General features: G+C 66.4%; 14 protein-coding genes and 1 tRNA gene. 5 read left to right on the plus strand and 10 right to left on the minus strand.

What is annotated here, in order from left to right; all coding sequences use genetic code 11:
* The first annotated feature begins 204 nt into the window (after positions 1–204).
* Positions 205–924: a substrate-binding periplasmic protein gene (locus tag V3596_RS02410; protein WP_334275996.1), complete on the plus strand. Its 720-nt coding sequence runs from the start codon at positions 205–207 to the stop codon at positions 922–924.
* Between the two features lie 11 nt (positions 925–935).
* Here V3596_RS02410 and phaR read toward each other — a convergent pair whose 3' ends face one another.
* The 4 genes from phaR to V3596_RS02430 all read right to left on the minus strand — a co-directional run bounded on the left by phaR (position 936) and on the right by V3596_RS02430 (position 6,683).
* On the minus strand, positions 936–1,526 hold the full coding sequence (gene phaR / locus V3596_RS02415) for a polyhydroxyalkanoate synthesis repressor PhaR (protein WP_334275997.1): 591 nt from the start codon (positions 1,524–1,526) through the stop codon (positions 936–938).
* Between the two features lie 109 nt (positions 1,527–1,635).
* On the minus strand, positions 1,636–3,609 hold the full coding sequence (locus tag V3596_RS02420; RefSeq protein WP_334275998.1) for an alkyl/aryl-sulfatase: 1,974 nt from the start codon (positions 3,607–3,609) through the stop codon (positions 1,636–1,638).
* Between the two features lie 26 nt (positions 3,610–3,635).
* The gene (locus V3596_RS02425; protein WP_334275999.1) at positions 3,636–5,249 is read right to left on the minus strand and encodes a GMC family oxidoreductase; all 1,614 of its coding nucleotides are present in this window, start codon (positions 5,247–5,249) and stop codon (positions 3,636–3,638) included.
* A gap of 15 nt (positions 5,250–5,264) precedes the next feature.
* A complete protein-coding gene (locus V3596_RS02430) occupies positions 5,265–6,683 on the minus strand; it encodes a coniferyl aldehyde dehydrogenase (protein ID WP_416383952.1) in 1,419 nt (472 codons plus the stop codon).
* Between the two features lie 144 nt (positions 6,684–6,827).
* Here V3596_RS02430 and V3596_RS02435 point away from each other — a divergent pair, with 144 nt between their 5' ends.
* Positions 6,828–7,892, plus strand: a complete 1,065-nt coding sequence (locus tag V3596_RS02435; protein ID WP_334276000.1) for an AraC family transcriptional regulator — start codon at positions 6,828–6,830, stop codon at positions 7,890–7,892.
* A gap of 62 nt (positions 7,893–7,954) precedes the next feature.
* Here the strand turns inward: V3596_RS02435 and V3596_RS02440 are convergent.
* The 3 genes from V3596_RS02440 to V3596_RS02450 all read right to left on the minus strand — a co-directional run bounded on the left by V3596_RS02440 (position 7,955) and on the right by V3596_RS02450 (position 11,165).
* Positions 7,955–8,031, minus strand: a tRNA-Val gene (locus V3596_RS02440).
* Positions 8,032–8,100: 69 nt separating this feature from the next.
* Positions 8,101–10,299, minus strand: a complete 2,199-nt coding sequence (locus V3596_RS02445) for a RelA/SpoT family protein (protein ID WP_334276001.1) — start codon at positions 10,297–10,299, stop codon at positions 8,101–8,103.
* Positions 10,296–11,165, minus strand: a complete 870-nt coding sequence (locus tag V3596_RS02450; protein WP_334276002.1) for an alpha/beta fold hydrolase — start codon at positions 11,163–11,165, stop codon at positions 10,296–10,298. Before V3596_RS02450 ends, V3596_RS02445 begins: the two co-directional genes overlap by 4 nt.
* Before the next feature lie 68 nt (positions 11,166–11,233).
* On the opposite strand from V3596_RS02450, the gene V3596_RS02455 reads away from it, so the two are divergent.
* Positions 11,234–12,004: a 3-hydroxybutyrate dehydrogenase gene (locus V3596_RS02455; protein ID WP_334276476.1), complete on the plus strand. Its 771-nt coding sequence runs from the start codon at positions 11,234–11,236 to the stop codon at positions 12,002–12,004.
* Positions 12,005–12,007: 3 nt separating this feature from the next.
* Here the strand turns inward: V3596_RS02455 and V3596_RS02460 are convergent, their stop codons facing one another.
* Together V3596_RS02460 and V3596_RS02465 are read right to left on the minus strand one after the other, a co-directional pair.
* The gene (locus V3596_RS02460) at positions 12,008–12,607 is read right to left on the minus strand and encodes an ATP-dependent Clp protease proteolytic subunit (RefSeq protein WP_334276003.1); all 600 of its coding nucleotides are present in this window, start codon (positions 12,605–12,607) and stop codon (positions 12,008–12,010) included.
* Positions 12,608–12,658: 51 nt separating this feature from the next.
* Positions 12,659–13,378 carry an SIMPL domain-containing protein gene (locus V3596_RS02465; RefSeq protein WP_334276004.1) on the minus strand — a complete coding sequence of 240 codons (720 nt, stop codon included), beginning with the start codon at positions 13,376–13,378 and terminating at the stop codon, positions 12,659–12,661.
* Positions 13,379–13,521: 143 nt separating this feature from the next.
* Between V3596_RS02465 and ompR the strand changes: the two genes are divergently transcribed.
* On the plus strand, positions 13,522–14,253 hold the full coding sequence (ompR, locus tag V3596_RS02470) for an osmolarity response regulator transcription factor OmpR (protein WP_334276005.1): 732 nt from the start codon (positions 13,522–13,524) through the stop codon (positions 14,251–14,253).
* Between the two features lie 16 nt (positions 14,254–14,269).
* Complete coding sequence (locus tag V3596_RS02475) at positions 14,270–15,595, plus strand: ATP-binding protein (protein WP_334276006.1); 1,326 nt, start codon at positions 14,270–14,272, stop codon at positions 15,593–15,595.
* An 8-nt stretch (positions 15,596–15,603) separates the two neighbouring features.
* Here V3596_RS02475 and ispF read toward each other — a convergent pair whose 3' ends face one another.
* The gene (gene ispF / locus V3596_RS02480; RefSeq protein WP_334276007.1) at positions 15,604–16,089 is read right to left on the minus strand and encodes a 2-C-methyl-D-erythritol 2,4-cyclodiphosphate synthase; all 486 of its coding nucleotides are present in this window, start codon (positions 16,087–16,089) and stop codon (positions 15,604–15,606) included.
* Positions 16,090–16,160 lie beyond the last annotated feature (71 nt).

Below are 16,160 nucleotides of genomic sequence, written 5' to 3' on the forward strand. Positions count from 1 at the left end.
CCGGTCGACCTGGCTGAGAAGCTGGGCCGGCATTGTATCTGGGCAATCTCCCCGATGACCCGCGCGCCCGCGAGGATTAGCATCGCTGCGTCGGCCCTTCCTCTCTCCAGCAGTACGGTCCCCGTCCCCATGTCACTGCCCCGCCCCGCTGTCCTCGGCCGCCTCTGCCTGCTGCTCGCAAGCGTCCTGCTCCTCGGCCGAGCCATGGCCGCCCCAGCGTGCGAGCGCCCCCTGCGCATGGCTGTCGAGCAGCGCCCGCCCTATCTCTACATGAATGCGGAAGGCCAGATGCAGGGCAGTGACATCGAGCTGGTGCGCGCCATCCTGCAACAGGCTGGCTGCAGCCTGGAATTGCTGCCCGAGCTGCCGCGGCGGCGGCGCTACACGATGTTCCTGGCCGGTGAGATCGACATCCTGCCCGCCGCCTCGATGACCGCCGAGCGGCGCGAAGTCGCCTGGTTCACGGCGCCCTATTTCGTCGAGGCCGTGGCGCTGTTCGCCCTGCCCGAGAAGGCGGCCAAGCTGCGCGACATCAAGAATTTCGAGGACATCCGCTCGCGCGGCATCGGCGTGATCAGCCAGAGCTTTGGCTGGTTCGGCGAGGGTTTCGAGGCGCACAAGCCAGCTTTGCGGAACGACGGCCTGCTCTCGCACTACGACCAGTTGGGCCATGCGCTGCAGATGCTCAAGGCAGGCCGCGGCGACCTGGTGCTGGCCGACCGCGCGGCGATGCGCCAGTTGCTCTTGCGGCAAAAACTCAACCTGGTCGAGCTGGACTACCTGCCGATGCAAGGCTCGGCACGGCTGATGCTCAGCAAGCGCTCCGTGACCGAGGCCCAGTTCAAGGCCATCGACGCGGCGCTGCAAAAGCTCGAGGAGAGCGGAGCGCTGAAGCAGATCCGCAGCCGGCACGGGCTGCAGTAGCCAGCGCCGCCTTACTTCTTGGGCGGGAAGCCCGGCATGCCCGGCATCCCCGGGAAAGCCTTCTGCATCTGTTCGGTCATCTGCTCAAGCAGGTTCTTGCCCTGCTCGACATAGCCGCCCATTCCCCCCATGCCGCCCATCAAGCCCTGCATCATGGGCGACTGCGTGCCCATGAACTTGGCCCAGGTCTCGGGGCTGAAGGCCAGGCCGGGGCTCTGGTCGACAAACTTCTTCTGCATCTCGGAGAAGGTCTGCATGTTCTTCTCGAGGTACTCGCCCATCACACCCTGCATCGCGTGCCCGTAGAAGCGGATGATCTGCTCCAGTGACTGCGTGGTGAACATGGGCACGCCACCGGTTTCTTCCTCCAGGATGATCTGCAGAAGGATGGCGCGGGTCAGGTCCTCGGCGGTCTTGGCATCGCGCACTTCGAAGGCCTGGCCGTCCAGCACCATCTTCTTCACGTCGGCCAGCGTGATGTAGCTGCTGGTCTTGGTGTCGTAGAGGCGACGGTTGGGGTATTTCTTGAGGATGCGCAGCTCGGGCTCAGCCGGTGCTGCGCCTTCTTCCGCCTTCGTCTTGCCTCTGCGGGCAGTCGCCATCGCTTGCTCCTATATTGCGTTGCAGCAAGATTCTAGGAGGCGGGCACCGCAGGACCGGACGGGTTTACCCCCGAGCCCCGCGGCGCCTGCATTGCAAGCACTTGTTCGGCTATTTGGTCACGATGGCAAAGGTGCCCGGCGCCTTGTCGATCAGGCCGAAAAAGCGCACCAGGTCGATCTTGCTGCCGTCGATCTTCAGCTCGTCGCTCAGCAGCGTGTCCTTGACGCCAGCCGTGCCGGCCATCATCTTGATGAAGATCGGCTTGGTCAGGGTCAGCGTCGAATTGGCGTCCTTGGCAGGCTCGCCCTTCTTGTGGTGCAGCACCGAATTTTCGATCCAGAGCACGAAGGACTCCTTGGTGTCGGACAGCACCAGATTGACCTTCAAGTCCTTGCCCTCGGCCGCGGGGCCATCGAGGCCGGCCGCCATGGCTTCCAGAAAGCGCTCGACCGGTGTCTGCGACAGCATGTCGATGAAACCGGCGCGGCTCACGCCCTTCTTGGGCGGGCCGTTGCGCAGCTCGGCAGCGGCCGTGAGGTAGCTGTTGCGCCAAGTCGAGGCCTCGGACATATAGCCCATCTGGTCGTAGGTGCGCGCCAGCAACTCCTTGGCACCCTTGTGATCGGGCTGGCCGAACACGGCCTGGTTCAGGAGCTCGGCCGCCCAGCGGTACTCGCCCTTGTCGAACGCCTCTTGCGCTGCAGCCACGGCCTTGTCGGCACCACCGATCAGCGCCAGCATGCGCTTGGCCGACTCCTGCGGCGGCAGCGGGTCGAGGTTGGCCGGATTGCCGTCGTAGGCGCCCAGGTAGAACTGGTAGATCGCCTTGACGTTGTGGCGCGTATCGCCGTAGTAGCCACGGGCGCCGAAATAGGACTGCAAGGACTTGGGCAGCTTCACCAGTTCGGCGATCTCGCGCGGCGTATGGCCGGCGTTGATCAGGCGCACCGTCTGATCGTGCAGGTATTTGTAGGTGTCGCGGTGCTTGGTGATGAACTCGGCAATGCGTGCCTGGCCCCAGATCGGCCAATTGTGCTGACCGAAATAGACCTCGGCATCGGCCGTCTGCTCCAGTGCTTCCTGCATGTAGCCGGACCAGCGAAGCGCATCGCGAACCTTGGCGCCGCGCACCGGCAGGAGGTTGTGCATGGTCTGCGCCAGGTTCTCGGCGCCGCCATATGCTCGTCTGTCTGGAATGGAGAAAGTCAGCTCGGCCGGCGCCTCGGCCCCAGGCACGTTGTGGAACACGAAGCGCACGCCGTCGAGCACCAGCTCCTGCGTCGGCTGAGTGATCAATTGTGTGGGCGGCAGGATGCCGAAGGTGCCGTAGGCCACGCCCTTGCCAAGGCCCGTGTCGACCATTCCCTTGGCCGAACGATCCAGGTCGCGGCCAAACTGGTAGATCGAGCGGCGGCCCATCGCCGTGCCCACCATCACGTTCTCGCTGGTGGCTTCTTCCATGAAGCCGGCCGAGGCAATCACCGGCACCTTGCCAGCAGCAACGTCGGCCGCCGAGACCACGCCCAACGCGCCGCCAAAGTGGTCGATATGGCTGTGCGTGAAGACCAGGGCCGTGACCGGCTTGTCGCCCAGATGCTTGCGGGCAAAGGCCAGGGCCGCGGCGGCGGTTTCCCGCGCGGTGAGCGCATCGATGACGATCCAGCCGGTCTTGCCCTCGACCAGGGTCATGTTGCCGATGTCAAAGCCGCGCAGTTGATAGATGCCGTCCGTGACCTTGAACAGACCGATCTGCGCATTCAGGATCGCGTGGCGCCAGAGGCTCGGATTGACCGTGGCAGGCGACTGGCCCTGAACGAACTTGAAAGCGTCGAAGTCGATCAGCACGCTGCCATCAGCGGCGACGATCTTTCCTTCGGGCCGCGCGATGAAGCCACGCTTGGCATCTTCAAAGTCCTGCGGGTCGTCGAGCTTCAACCCCTGCACCAGTTGCTCATTGGCCTGCACGGTGGCCGGCATTGCGTCGCCTGCGGCACCGCCGACACCGCTGTTGCGGCCACAGCCGGCAAGCAGGGCAAGCACAGCCAGCAGGGCCGCGGACTTCTTCATTTGAATGAACTTCATCGCTCTTGTCTCCTGGTCATTTGTTCTCAAGCGGCCTTCTGCAGTCGATCTTCGCGCATCATCTTCGCCGCCTTCTCGCCAATCATGATCGTCGGTGCATTGGTATTGCCGCCCACCACGGTCGGCATGATCGAAGCATCGGCCACACGCAGGCCGGCAATGCCCCGCACCCGCAGGCGCTCATCCACCACCGCCATCGCATCGTCGGCTGGGCCCATCTTGCAGGTGCCCACCGGGTGGTACTGCGTGTCTGCGCGGGCGCGGATGTCGGCTTCCAGGCTCTTCAAGTCATTTGCGTCGGTTGGGTAGAGCTGCTTGCCGCGCACCTCATCAAAGGGCGAGGACTCGATCAGCCGCTGCTGCATCTGTGCACCACGCACCAGCAAGCTCAGATCGCGCTCATCGGAGAGGAAGCGCGGATCGATCAAGGGTGCGTCGCGCGGATCCAGGCTTTGCAGGCTCACCGTGCCGCGGCTGTAGGGGCGCAGGACATCGACATGGCAGGACATGCCGTGCCCCAGATGCAGCTTGCGCGCATGGTCGTCGACGATGGCGATGACAAAGACCAGTTGCAGGTCCGGCGCCGGCAGCTCAGGCGTCGAGCGCAGGAAGGCACCGGCACCGGCGAAGGTGCTGGTGACCATGCCGGTGCGCTTGTTGCGCCACTCGAGCATGGCAGCCGTGGTCTTCAAGCCGCCGCGCAGCGAGAGGCCGAAGGATTCGGTCGTGCTCGGCAACTTCCAGGTCTGCACATAGTCGATGTGGTCCTGCAGGTTCTTGCCGACGCCGGGCAGGTCCATCGCGCATGGAATGCCCAGCGGCTGCAGTTCGGCGCCAGCGCCGATGCCGGAGAGCTGCAAGAGCTGCGGCGAACCGAAGGCGCCGGCGGCGATCACCACCTCGCAGCGCGCCCGCAGCTGCTGGCGCTCGTTGCCCCGGATGATCTCGACGCCGACGGCACGCCGCCCTTCCAGCAGCACGCGCGAGGTCTGCGTGCGCGTCAGCACTGTCAGGTTGCGGCGCGCGAGCTTGGGCGTGAGGTAGGCCTTGGCCGCACTGCAGCGCTCGCCATTCCTGTGAGTCACCTGGTAGAGAAACGCGCCTTCCTGCTCGGCTCCGTTGTAGTCCGGATTCAGGGCAATGCCCTGGGCTAGTGCCGCCTTCAGAAAGAGCTCGTTGAGAGGGCTGCGGTGATCCTGGTAGGTCACGTTGAGCGGACCACCCTGGCCGTGATACGGCGCGCCGAATTGCTCGTTGTGCTCGCCGAGCCTGAACAGCGGCAGCACGTCTTCATAGGACCAGCCGCCGTTGCCGAGCGAGGCCCAATGGTCGTAGTCCCAGCGGTTGCCGCGCACATAGAGCATGGCGTTGATCGAGCTGGAGCCACCCAGCGTCCGGCCCCGCGGCTGGTAGCCGCGCCGGCCGTTCAGCTGCGGCTGCGGCACGGTCTGGTAGGCGTAGTTGTTGATCCTGGTGGGCAGCATCGCCACCACGGCGGCAGGCGCATGGATCAGCACGCTGCTGTCCGGGCCGCCTGTCTCTACGAGGCAGACGGTGGTTTCCGGGTCTTCGCTCAGGCGTGCGGCCATGGCGCAACCGGCCGAGCCGGCGCCAACGATGATGTAGTCGAATTCAGTCATGATGGTCCTGTGCGTTCAGGCGATCAGCTTCAAGAGCTTCAGCATGCGTTCAAAGGTCGCGCCGTAAGGTGGATGCAGCAGCGCAATGCCGTTGAACCGTGACTGCATGAACACCGGCTTCTCCTTGCTGAAAGTGCGGAAGCCGGTTTCGCCGTGATAGGCGCCCATGCCGCTGGCGCCTACGCCGCCGAAAGGCTGGTTCTCCTGGCCGAAATGCCAGAGGCAGTCGTTGACGGTGACGCCGCCGGAGATGGTTTCGCGCAGGACCTGCTCACGCCGCGCTGCGTCACGACCGAACCAGTACAGCGCCAGGGGCCGATCACCGGCCTTCACATGCGCGATCGCGGCATCGGCGCCGTCGACCTCGACGATGGGCAGCACCGGTCCGAAGATCTCTTCCCGCATCAGCTGCATGCCGGGCTTGGGGTTCAGGACCACGGTCGGCACGAACTTGCGACTGCCCGCAGCCAATTGCTCCGCGCTGAGCGGCACCAGCGTGGCGCCTTGCGTCTGTGCTTCGTCCAGCATCTGCTGCAGGCGCGCGCGGTGGCGCGGGCTGATGATGGCCGTGTAGTCCGGGTTGGCTTCCAGCGTCGGGTACATGCGCAGCACTTCGCGCTGCAAGGCCTCCGCCAGCACCCTGCCCTGGCCGCGCGGCACCAGCAGGTAGTCCGGCGCGATGCAGGTCTGGCCGGCATTGAGCAGCTTGCCGAAGGCTATGCGCGCAGCGGCGACAGCCAGGTCGGCCGAGGCGTCGATGATGACCGGCGACTTGCCGCCCAGCTCCAGCGTCAAGGGCGTCAGGTTTGGCGCCGCTGCAGCCGCGACCTTGCGGCCCACGGCCGTCGAGCCGGTGAAGACCAGATGGTCGAAAGGCAGTGCCACAAAGGCGGCCGCCAGTTCGGCGTCGCCGCAGATCACGGCCATCTCTTCCGGCTTGAAATACTGGCTGACCAGGCGCTGCAGCAAGGCCGAGAAAACCGGTGTCAGTTCCGAGGGCTTGATCAGCACGCGGTTGCCGGCGGCCAGCGCGCCCACAGCCGGGCCGAGGCTCAGCTGCAGTGGATAGTTCCAGGGCGCCACGATGCCCACCACGCCGAGTGGCTGCCGCAAGAGCCGGTTGTGCGCCGGCCAGTAGGCCAGCGCTGTGGCGGGCCGGCGGGGCCGCATCCAGCGCTTCAGATGCCGGCGGGTGCCGATGATGGCGCTGCTGACCATGCCAACCTCGGCCAGCAGCGTCTCGTGCGACGAGCGCTGGCCGAAGTCCTGGGCGATGGCCTGCACGAACTCCAGCGCATGGAACTCGATCAGGGTCTGCAGCCGGGTCAGTCGGTCGACGCGCATTGCACGGTCGGGCGTCGGCTCGGCCGCATGGGCGGCGGCCTGCGCGGCCAGCAAGCTGGCGGCACTGGCCTGGGCTGTCAAAGGCGTCACTGCTTTGTCTCCTGCGGATGCGTGCTGCGGGCAACTGCGCTTGGCAGCCGGCGGCTTTGCCCCTAGTCTTTGCGGGTCGCCGCCTTGGTGCCGCATGGTGCTCAGGTGCGGCATCACCGGCTATGACCGGCGCTGACAGAGCCCATGACAACGACTGCCACACCAGGGCTCGCCCCATCCGGGCAAACCCGCAAACCCAGCATTCACGACCCGGTCTTCCCGGTACATCCGTTCGCCGGTGTGCTGGCCGTGGCCGAAGAGCAGGACTGGGCCGACGCCAAGCTTTTCCCCAGCTTTCAGCGCCAGCACATGGCCGCCGAGCGCGCGCCCTACTGCAGCTATGTCGAGGCAAGAGAGAGCCTGCAACAGGCGCTGCGCCGTCACCGGGGCCTGGAGCTGGCCCTGCTTTCGGGTGCGCGCAAGGCGCTGCCGCACATGGGCGCGATGAGCCTGGGCCTGATGTCGCAGGCCACACTTGGCGAGGCGCTGCGCTTCGGCACGCGTTACCAGCTGATCGCCGGCTCGATGCTGCAGGTGCAGCTGGAGCAGAACGAGCGCGAGGCCTGGATCGTGGCCGACGCCCTGTTCGACGATCCGGAGATGCAGCCCTTCCTGGCCATCGACCACCTGGCCACGGCGCTCAACGCGATTCGCCAGATCCTCGGCCTGCCTCCGGGTCGGCGGCTGATCAAGCGGCTGGAACTGGCCTTCGAAGCGCCGAGCCTGGCCAGCGGACTGGCTGATCTGTTCGATGCGCCGGTGCGTTTCGGTCAAGCGCAGAGCCGCATGGTGTTTGATTCGGCCGCGCTGGATTTGCGCCTGTCGTTCCACAACCGCAGCAGCGCCGAAATTTCGCGCCAGGCCTGCGAACGCGAGCTGGCCGCACTGGGCTTGATCGATGGGCGCGGCGACCTGCGCGAGCAACTCTTTGACAGCCAGGGCCGTTTGCGCAGCCTGTCCGCCGTTGCCGATTCAATGGGACTGAGCCTGCGCACCCTGCACCGCGCACTGGCGCGCGAGGGCATCCGCTACTCCGAGCTCGCTGAGCAGCAGCAACGCGTTCGCGCCGAGCATTTGCTCAGGCGCGGCCTGCCTACCAGCGCCGTGGCCGAGGAGCTGCAGTTCAGCGACCCGCGCAGCTTCGTCCGCGCCTTCGAGCGCTGGACCGGCCAGAGCCCCGCGGCCTGGCGCCGCCAGCAGCAAGGATGAGGTGAGCAATGCAAAAAGCCCGGTAAATCAAAGACTTACCGGGCTTCTTAACCTACCGAATTTGGTAGGCGCGATTGGATTCGAACCAACGACCCCCACCATGTCAAGGTGGTGCTCTAACCAACTGAGCTACGCGCCTGAAGAGCTTCGCACTATAGCATGGATTTTCAGGACTTCCAGGAACCTTGAAGCAAACGCCTTCAGAAGCTCACTTGCGCCGTGCCGCGCGCACGCCCGGAATCTGCGCGACGCTGCGCAGGATCTGGCTCAGCCTGGCGGAGTCGGCCACCTCGACGGTGAAGCTCATCCAGGCGGTGTCCTGACCTGCTTTCACCGACTGCGTGTTCACTGCCGTGACGTTGAGCTTCTCCTTGGCGAAGACCTCCAGCACATCACGCAGCAGGCCCTGCCTGTCGCTGCCCTCGACGAGCACGTCAGTCGCATAGAGCCCGCCCTTGCCTTCGCCCCAGGTCACGGCGATCACGCGCTCGGGCGCGCGCTGGCTGATCTCGCGGAAGTTGCTGCAGTCGCAACGATGGATGGCCACGCCCTTGCCGCGCGTGACGTAGCCGCCGATGGCGTCCGGCGGCGCGGGCCGGCAGCAGCGCGCGAGGCTGGTAAGCAATGAATCGATACCGACCACCAGCACGCCGCCCTTGGGTGTGCCGCTTTGCGTGGGTCGCGTGCGGCGCTGCGCCAGCCATTCGTCCTGATCGGGCTCGGGTTCGGGCGGGCGCAGCAGCAGCTCGATATTGCGAAGCGAGTACTCGTCCTTGCCGACCACCTCGAACAGTGCATCCGCATTCTTGAAGCCGAGCTTGGCGGCCAGGTCTTCGAGGCGGACCGCGGTCTTGCCTTCGCGCTGCAGGATCTTCTCGACCAGCTCGCGGCCCTTGGCCACCGTCTCTGCCTGCTGCAGCGCATTGAACCAGGCGCGCACCTTGGCGCGAGAGCGCTGGCTCTGCAGATAGCCGAGCTCGGCGTTGAGCCAGTCGAGCGAGGGCCCGCCTTCCTTCAGTGCGGTGATCTCCACCGTCTGGCCGCTCTTGAGCTTGGTATTGAGCGGCACCATCACGCCATCGATCTTGGCGCCCCGGCAGCGATGGCCGAGGCTGGTGTGCACCGCATAGGCGAAGTCGATGGGCGTTGCACCCGCGCTCAGCTCGACGATGGAGGCCTGCGGCGTGAACACATAGATGCGGTCGTCGAACACGGCCGCCTCGGAGGCCGTGGTATCGCGCTCCCATGCCAGCAGCTGGTGCAGGACCGCACGGCGCGCCTGTGCCACCTGCTCTTCAAAGTCGCCCGCTGCCGAGACGCCCGCATAGCCGCGCGCGCCCGCTTCCTTGTAGGCCCAATGCGCGGCCACGCCATGCTCGGCATGCTCATGCATTGCGCGGGTGCGGATCTGCACTTCCATGGCCTTGCCGTCCCGGCCGAGCACCACGGTGTGCAGCGATTGATAGCCATTGGGCTTGGGGCGCGCGATGTAGTCGTCGAACTCGCCTGCCACGGGCCGGTAGAGCTCATGCAGCCGGCTCAGCACCGCATAGCACTCGGGCACGCCCGCCACGATCACGCGCAGCGCGCGCAGGTCGAAGACACGCTCGATGTCCAGGCCCTTGCCCTGCATCTTTTTCCAGATGCTGTAGAGATGCTTGGGCCGCCCCTGCACCTCCGCGGCAATGCCCTGCTCGCGCAGGTCGCTCTCGAGCGTCTGCCGGACCGATTCGATGCGCTGCTCGCGCTCGACGCGCTTCTCTTGCAGCGCACCGGCAATGCTTCGGTAGTCCTCCGGCTGCAGGAAGCGGAACGACAGGTCTTCGAGCTCCCATTTGATCTGCCAGATGCCCAGCCGGTTGGCCAGGGGCGCGAACACCTGCTGAGACTCGGCGGCCAGGTCGCGCGGGCAGGCCGTCTTGCTGGCAGCGAAGTAGCGCAATGTCTGCAAGCGCGAGGCCAGGCGCAAGAGCACCACGCGCAGGTCATGCGAGAAGGCCAGCAGCATCTTGCGAACGCGTTCGGTCTGCGTGGCGCGCTGGTCTTCACCCACCTTGGCGGCACGCGCGGCGCGCTGGATCTGCACCAGCTTGCGCGTGTGCATCACCAGGCTGGCATAGGACTCTCCAAAGGCCTTGGCGACGATCTCTTCGGGCTTGTTCAGGAAGTCACCGGCATACACGAGGTAGGACGCGGCCTGAAGCGCCGGAGCCGCGCCGATGCCGGCGAGGATGGCGGCCACGCCGTCGGCATGGGCCAGCGCTTCTTCGCCGGTGTCGAGCGGCTGGCCGCTCAGGAGGGGCTCGGCAAAGGCGCGCGCGCGCTGCACTTCGGCCGCATCGGCCGGTTGCGCCGAGGCCAGGGCAACAATGGGCGCCGAGGGGCCGCCCTGGGGAGCTGTCTTCATCCGCGGAACAGGAACTTCGAAATGGCGGCGACCTGTTCGGGCGCCTGCAAGGTGGGGGCATGACCAACGCCGGCAAACTCGACCAGCTCGGCATGCGGGCCGCGCTGGGTCATGGCGTCTGCGGTGGAAGCTGACAGCAGGTCGGATTCTGCGCCGCGCAAGAGCAGCGTCGGCGCACGCAGGGCATCCCAGGCGGCCCAGAGGCCCGCCTCGCCCGCGGCCACCTGCTCGCGCGTGACGTCGGCCAGCGTGACGGCAATCGACGGGTCGTAATGCAGGCGCAGCCGCTCGCCCGCCTGGCGGAACATCGGCGTGGACAAGGCCAGCCAGGCCTCCCGCGTGTGCGGGCCGAAGCCCACCGAGACGCGGCGCAGGTAGTCGGCGCCCTCCTCCAGCGTGGCAAAGGTCGGCCCCTTGCCGAGGTACTGGGCAATGCGCTGCAAGGACGAGAACTCAATGGTCGGCCCCACGTCATTGAGCACGAGGCGGCGCACCGGGCTGTTGCGCTGGGCCGCGAGGCCCAGGCCGATCAGGCCCCCCATCGAGGTACCGATCCAGTCGACCTGCTCGACATTGAGCCGCGCGATCAAGGTGACCATGTCCGACACATAGGTCGGGATCTGGTAAAGCTTTGGGTTGCTCAGCCAGTCTGAATTGCCGCGCCCGACCACGTCGGGGCAGATCACGCGGTACTGCGTCTGCAACACGCGGGCCAGCAGGTCGAAGTCCCGGCCCTGGCGCGAGAGGCCATGAACGCAGATCAGCACCGGCGCATCCGGCTTCGGCCCCTCCCACTCCCAATAGGCCATGTGATGCAGCCCGGCCGGGCTCAGGCATTGCACGCGATTCAGGGTGGGGGCTGACATTGTTTGTATCCTTGCGACTTCACGCTTTCGTCTCGACCATCCTAGCAAGCCAAGAAGGACTTCCCATGTTGTTGAAAGGCAAGACCGCCCTCGTCACCGGCTCCACCAGCGGTATCGGCCTCGGAATCGCGCTGACACTGGCCCGGCAAGGCGCCAATATCGTGCTGAACGGCTTCGGCGACCATGAAGCGCCCAAGGCAGAAGTGGCCAGGCTGGGCGTCAAGGTCGGCTACCACGGCGCCGACATGAGCAAGGCCGCCGAGATCGAAGCCATGATGGCCTACATCGACGGCGAGTTCGGCGGCTGCGACATCCTGGTCAACAACGCCGGCATCCAGCATGTGGCGCCGGTGGAAGACTTCCCGGTGGAACGCTGGGACGCGATCATCGCCATCAACCTCAGCTCGGCCTTCCACACCACGCGCCTGGCCCTGCCCGGCATGAAGAAGCGCGGCTGGGGTCGGGTGCTCAATATCGCCTCGGTGCACGGCCTGGTGGCCTCGGCACAAAAGTCGGCCTATGTGGCGGCCAAGCACGGCATCGTCGGCTTCACCAAGGCCGTGGCCCTGGAAACAGCCACGACCGGCGTGACCGTCAACGCCATCTGCCCTGGCTGGGTGCTCACCCCGCTGGTGCAGAAGCAGGTGGACGCACGCGCCGCGGCAGACGGCGTCGATGACGCCGAAGCGAAGCGCCGCCTGCTGGCCGAGAAGCAGCCTTCGCTGCAATTCACGACGCCCGAGCAGCTCGGTGAACTCGCGGTCTTCCTGTGCTCAGACGCCGCATCGAACGTCCGCGGCCAGGCCTGGAGCCTGGACGGCGGCTGGACCGCGCAATAGCAATTAGTTCAGCTCCGATTGCTTTTCGATGACGCGCGAAACGATGCCGTAGCTGATCGCTTCGTCCGCGCTCATCCAGTAGTCGCGTTCCATGTCGGCGATCACCGTGTCCAGCGGTTTGCCGGTCTGCTTGGCGATCACGCCGGCAATGCGCTCGCGGGTCTTGATGATCTCGCGGGCCATGATGGCGATGTCGCTGGCCTGGCCGCCGGCGCCGCCGGCCGGCTGGTGGATCATGAAGCGGGTGTTGGGCAGGCACAGGCGGCGCTCCTTCGGCGGCGCCAGGAAGATGTGTGCGCCGGCACTGGCCACCCAGCCGGTGCCCAGCGTGGTGACCGGCGCCTTGATGAAGCGGATCATGTCGTGGATCGCGTCGCCCGATTCCACATGGCCGCCCGGCGAGGAAATCAGCAGCGTGATCGGCGCGTCGGAGTCAGCGGCCAGGGCCAGCAGGCGGCGGCAGGTGGCGTGCGCCATCTTGTCGTCGATCTCGCCGAACACCATCACGAAGCGCGACTTGAAGCTCAGCTGCTCCTCGAGCTTGTCGGTGGCTTCGGGCTTGGCAGCCTTGTCTTCGGCGGCATTGCGGTGCATCTCGTTCATTTGGTCAGTCCTCAACATAGTGAGCGCATTGTTGCGCAGCTTCGCCGGCTTTCACTTGTTGACCATCTTCATCAACACCGAGCCACTGACCGACACGCTGACCGTGGTGCGGCCACTCTCGATGGGAAGCGCCACGTCCATGGCCGGCGCAGCCATGGCCTTGGCCCGCAACATCGGCACTGCCTGCATCGCTTCGCTGGTGTTGACACTGACCTCGCCGATCGAATAGCCGGCATAGCCGAACTGGCGCGCGTAGTCGGCCGCCTGGCTGCGGAATCGGTGGATCGCGTCACCCACCACCTGCGCCTCGGCCTTGCCGCGCGCCTCGCGCGAGAGCTGGAAGCCTGTGCGAGAGATGTTCATCGTGGTGATGCGGCCGCTCAGCGCGGCCACCGCCACCGTGTCCTTGCCCTCCACCAGGAGCTCGGCCGAGCCCTGCCAGCCGTTGATGCCGCCCTTGGGTGAGTAACGCGGGTAGAGCGCGAAATTGCCGGTCTGCACATCGAGCTGGCCTGGCTTGGCCACCTTGCGAGCCTCGGTCAGGGCCGCCTCCAGTGCGGCCTTGAGCTGGGACTGCACGGCATTGGCATCGCTGCCCTCGCGGCTGGTCGAAAAAGCCAGGCTGAGCACATCCAGGGGCACTTCGGTGCTGGCGCTGACGCTGAAGGACAGCAGGTCGCGGCGCGGCGCCTCGATCGTCTGGGCCTGGCTGCCGGCGGCGGCCAGTGCGAACAAGGTCAGGGCAGCTGTGCGCTTGAGAATGGTCTTCATCGGGTCCTCCATCTGGAAGCCCAGACGATAGCGCGCCCCGGGGCATCGGAATTGTTACAGGGCTGTAACGCCGGCCCTGTCCTGCTTGCCGCTGCCCAAATCCTGGTAACAATGCGGCTGTTACAAATTCAGGAGCGGTCGCCATGAACGCCACAACGAGCAAGCCCAACAAGATCCTGGTCGTCGATGACGACGCGCGCATCCGCGACCTGCTGCGCCGCTACCTGACCCAGGAAGGCTTCGATGTGCTGCTGGCCGAAGACAGCCGCGCGCTGAACAAGCAGCTGACCCGCGAAACCTTCGACCTGATCGTGCTCGACCTGATGCTGCCGGGCGAGGACGGCCTCTCGATCTGCCGCCGCCTGCGCGCCAACAACGACATGACGCCCATCATCATGCTGACCGCCAAGGTCGAGGATGTGGACCGAATCGTCGGCCTGGAAGTGGGCGCCGACGACTACCTGGCCAAGCCCTTCAACCCGCGCGAACTGCTGGCCCGCATCAATGCGGTGCTGCGCCGCCGCCCGGCCATGGAGGCGCCCGGCGCGCCGACCAAGGAGGCGATGACGGTGAACTTCGGCCCCTTCGAGTTCGATCTCGGCCTGCGCAAGCTGAGCAAGAACGGCGAGCAGTTGCCGCTGACCACCGGCGAGTTCTCGATGCTGAAGGCGCTGGTGCGCCATCCGCGCCAGCCGCTGTCGCGCGACAAGCTCGCGCAGCTGGCCCGGGGCCGAGAGTTCGAGCCTTTTGACCGCAGCCTCGACGTGCAGGTCTCGCGCCTGCGCAAGCTGCTGGAAGACGACCCATCGCAACCGCGCTACATCCAGACCGTCTGGGGCGTGGGCTATGTGTTCGTGCCCGATGGTGCTGCCTGACGCGGCTCCCTAGGGAATGACCCAGCCCAGACTCGCGCTCAATCTTTTCTGGCGCACCTTTGCTCTGCTTGCATTGCTGCTGATCGGCAGCGTGCTGGCCTGGCAGCAGACCTTCAAGGCGCTGGAGGCGGAGCCGCGCGCACTGGAAGCCGCGCAGCAACTGGCCGGCCTGGTCAACCTGAGCCGCGCGGCGCTGGCCGATGCCGACAGCATCAACCGCGTGGCCGTGGTCAAGTCGCTGAGCCGCAGCGAGGCGGTGCAGGTCGAGGTGGCCGAGCCGGGCGACCGCTGGCTGCCCTACGACGTCAACGCCTTCTCGACCCGGCTGGCGGCCGAGCTGCGCGGCCGGCTGGGGCCGGACACCGTGGTGGCACGCGAGGTCAACAAGGTCGACGGCCTGTGGGTGCGCTTCAGCATCGACGGCGATGCCTACTGGCTGCGCACCAGCCCAACGCCGCTGTCGGTCTCGCTGAGCGGCAACGGCTGGTGGGCCCTGATTGCGCTGGTGGCCACGGCCCTCGGTTCAGCAGGCATCGCGCGGCTGATCAACCAGCCCTTGCGCGAGCTCTCGGTGGCCGCTGGCCGTATCCGCGAAGGCGAGTACGACTCGCGCCTGGACGAAACCACGCTGACCAGCGAGATCCGCGAAGTCAATATGGGCTTCAACCGCATGGCCCGCGAACTGGCGCGCATGGAGGAAGACCGCACCGTGATGCTGGCCGGCATATCGCACGACCTGCGCACGCCGCTGGCGCGGCTGCGGCTGGAGGCCGAGATGAGCGTCAACGATGAGCAGGCGCGCCAGTTCATGGCGCAGGACATCGACCAGCTCGACGCCATCATCAGCAAGTTCATGGACTACGCGCGGCCCAACGAGACCAAGCTGCATGCAATCAACCTGGCCGAGCTGGTCGAGCGCGAGGCCATCGCCTTTCGGGATCCGACGCAGATCCGCATCAGCGCCGATGTGCCGCAGCACATCAAGGTCTGGGCCGATGAAACCGAGCTGGGCCGCGTGCTCCTGAACCTGTTCGAGAACGCGCGCCGCTACGGCAACCAGGCCGGCGAGCCGACCCAGGTGGAGGTGGACTGCCTGCCCGCCGAAGCCGGCCACGTGCTGCTGCGCCTGCGCGACCACGGCCCTGGCGTGCCACCCGACAAGCTGGCCAGCCTGACCACGCCCTTCTACCGCGGCGACGCGGCGCGCACGGCGGCCACAGGCGCGGGCCTGGGCCTGGCCATCGTCGACAAGTCGCTGCAGCGCATCGGCGCCAAGCTCGAGCTGGCCAATGCCGAAGGCGGCGGCCTGCTGACGCTGATCAAGCTGCGCCAGGCCTCCTAGCCGGGGCTTCAGGCCGGCAGCGGCAGCAGCAGGCAGACGGCCCGCGCCTCAATGGCGCGGCCCTCGCCGACCGGCCCCATCTTCTCGGCCGTCTTGGCCTTCACATTGACCTGGCCCAGCTCGATGCCCAGCACCTCGGCCAGGCGCGTGCGCATGGCCATGATGTGAGGCGCCATCTTGGGCGCCTGCGCAATGATGGTCGAGTCGAGATTGCCGATCTGCCAGCCGGCCGCGCGCACCCGCTTGTAGGCCTCGGCCAGCAGGACCATGGAATCGGCGCCCTTGAACTCGGCGGCGGTGTCGGGAAAGAGCTTGCCGATATCGCCTAGCGCCGCAGCACCGAGCAGCGCGTCGGTGATGGCATGCGCCAGCGCGTCGGCATCGGAATGACCCAGGAGGCCATGGGTGTGCGGGATGGTGACGCCGCCCAGGATCAGCGGGCGGCCGGTGACCAAGGCATGCGTGTCCCAGCCTTCGCCGATACGAATGTTCATTTCAGCCTCCGACGAGCCGCCTCTAGGAGGCTGTGCGCCCCCTCGGGGGGCAGCTCACGAAGTGAGCGTGG

Origin of the sequence: Roseateles microcysteis (genome assembly GCF_036880965.1) — a bacterium.
Classification (GTDB): domain Bacteria; phylum Pseudomonadota; class Gammaproteobacteria; order Burkholderiales; family Burkholderiaceae_C; genus JAUASW01.

What these genes read in the sequence shown, in the direction of transcription:
- V3596_RS02410 (WP_334275996.1), top strand. Translation starts at nt 205, where the DNA reads ATGGCCGCCCCAGCGTGCGAGCGCCCCCTGCGCATGGCTGTCGAGCAG.
- phaR (WP_334275997.1), bottom strand. Translation starts at nt 1,526, where the DNA reads ATGGCGACTGCCCGCAGAGGCAAGACGAAGGCGGAAGAAGGCGCAGCA.
- V3596_RS02420 (WP_334275998.1), bottom strand. Translation starts at nt 3,609, where the DNA reads ATGAAGTTCATTCAAATGAAGAAGTCCGCGGCCCTGCTGGCTGTGCTT.
- V3596_RS02425 (WP_334275999.1), bottom strand. Translation starts at nt 5,249, where the DNA reads ATGACTGAATTCGACTACATCATCGTTGGCGCCGGCTCGGCCGGTTGC.
- V3596_RS02435 (WP_334276000.1), top strand. Translation starts at nt 6,828, where the DNA reads ATGACAACGACTGCCACACCAGGGCTCGCCCCATCCGGGCAAACCCGC.
- V3596_RS02445 (WP_334276001.1), bottom strand. Translation starts at nt 10,299, where the DNA reads ATGAAGACAGCTCCCCAGGGCGGCCCCTCGGCGCCCATTGTTGCCCTG.
- V3596_RS02450 (WP_334276002.1), bottom strand. Translation starts at nt 11,165, where the DNA reads ATGTCAGCCCCCACCCTGAATCGCGTGCAATGCCTGAGCCCGGCCGGG.
- V3596_RS02460 (WP_334276003.1), bottom strand. Translation starts at nt 12,607, where the DNA reads ATGAACGAGATGCACCGCAATGCCGCCGAAGACAAGGCTGCCAAGCCC.
- V3596_RS02465 (WP_334276004.1), bottom strand. Translation starts at nt 13,378, where the DNA reads ATGAAGACCATTCTCAAGCGCACAGCTGCCCTGACCTTGTTCGCACTG.
- ompR (WP_334276005.1), top strand. Translation starts at nt 13,522, where the DNA reads ATGAACGCCACAACGAGCAAGCCCAACAAGATCCTGGTCGTCGATGAC.
- V3596_RS02475 (WP_334276006.1), top strand. Translation starts at nt 14,270, where the DNA reads ATGACCCAGCCCAGACTCGCGCTCAATCTTTTCTGGCGCACCTTTGCT.
- ispF (WP_334276007.1), bottom strand. Translation starts at nt 16,089, where the DNA reads ATGAACATTCGTATCGGCGAAGGCTGGGACACGCATGCCTTGGTCACC.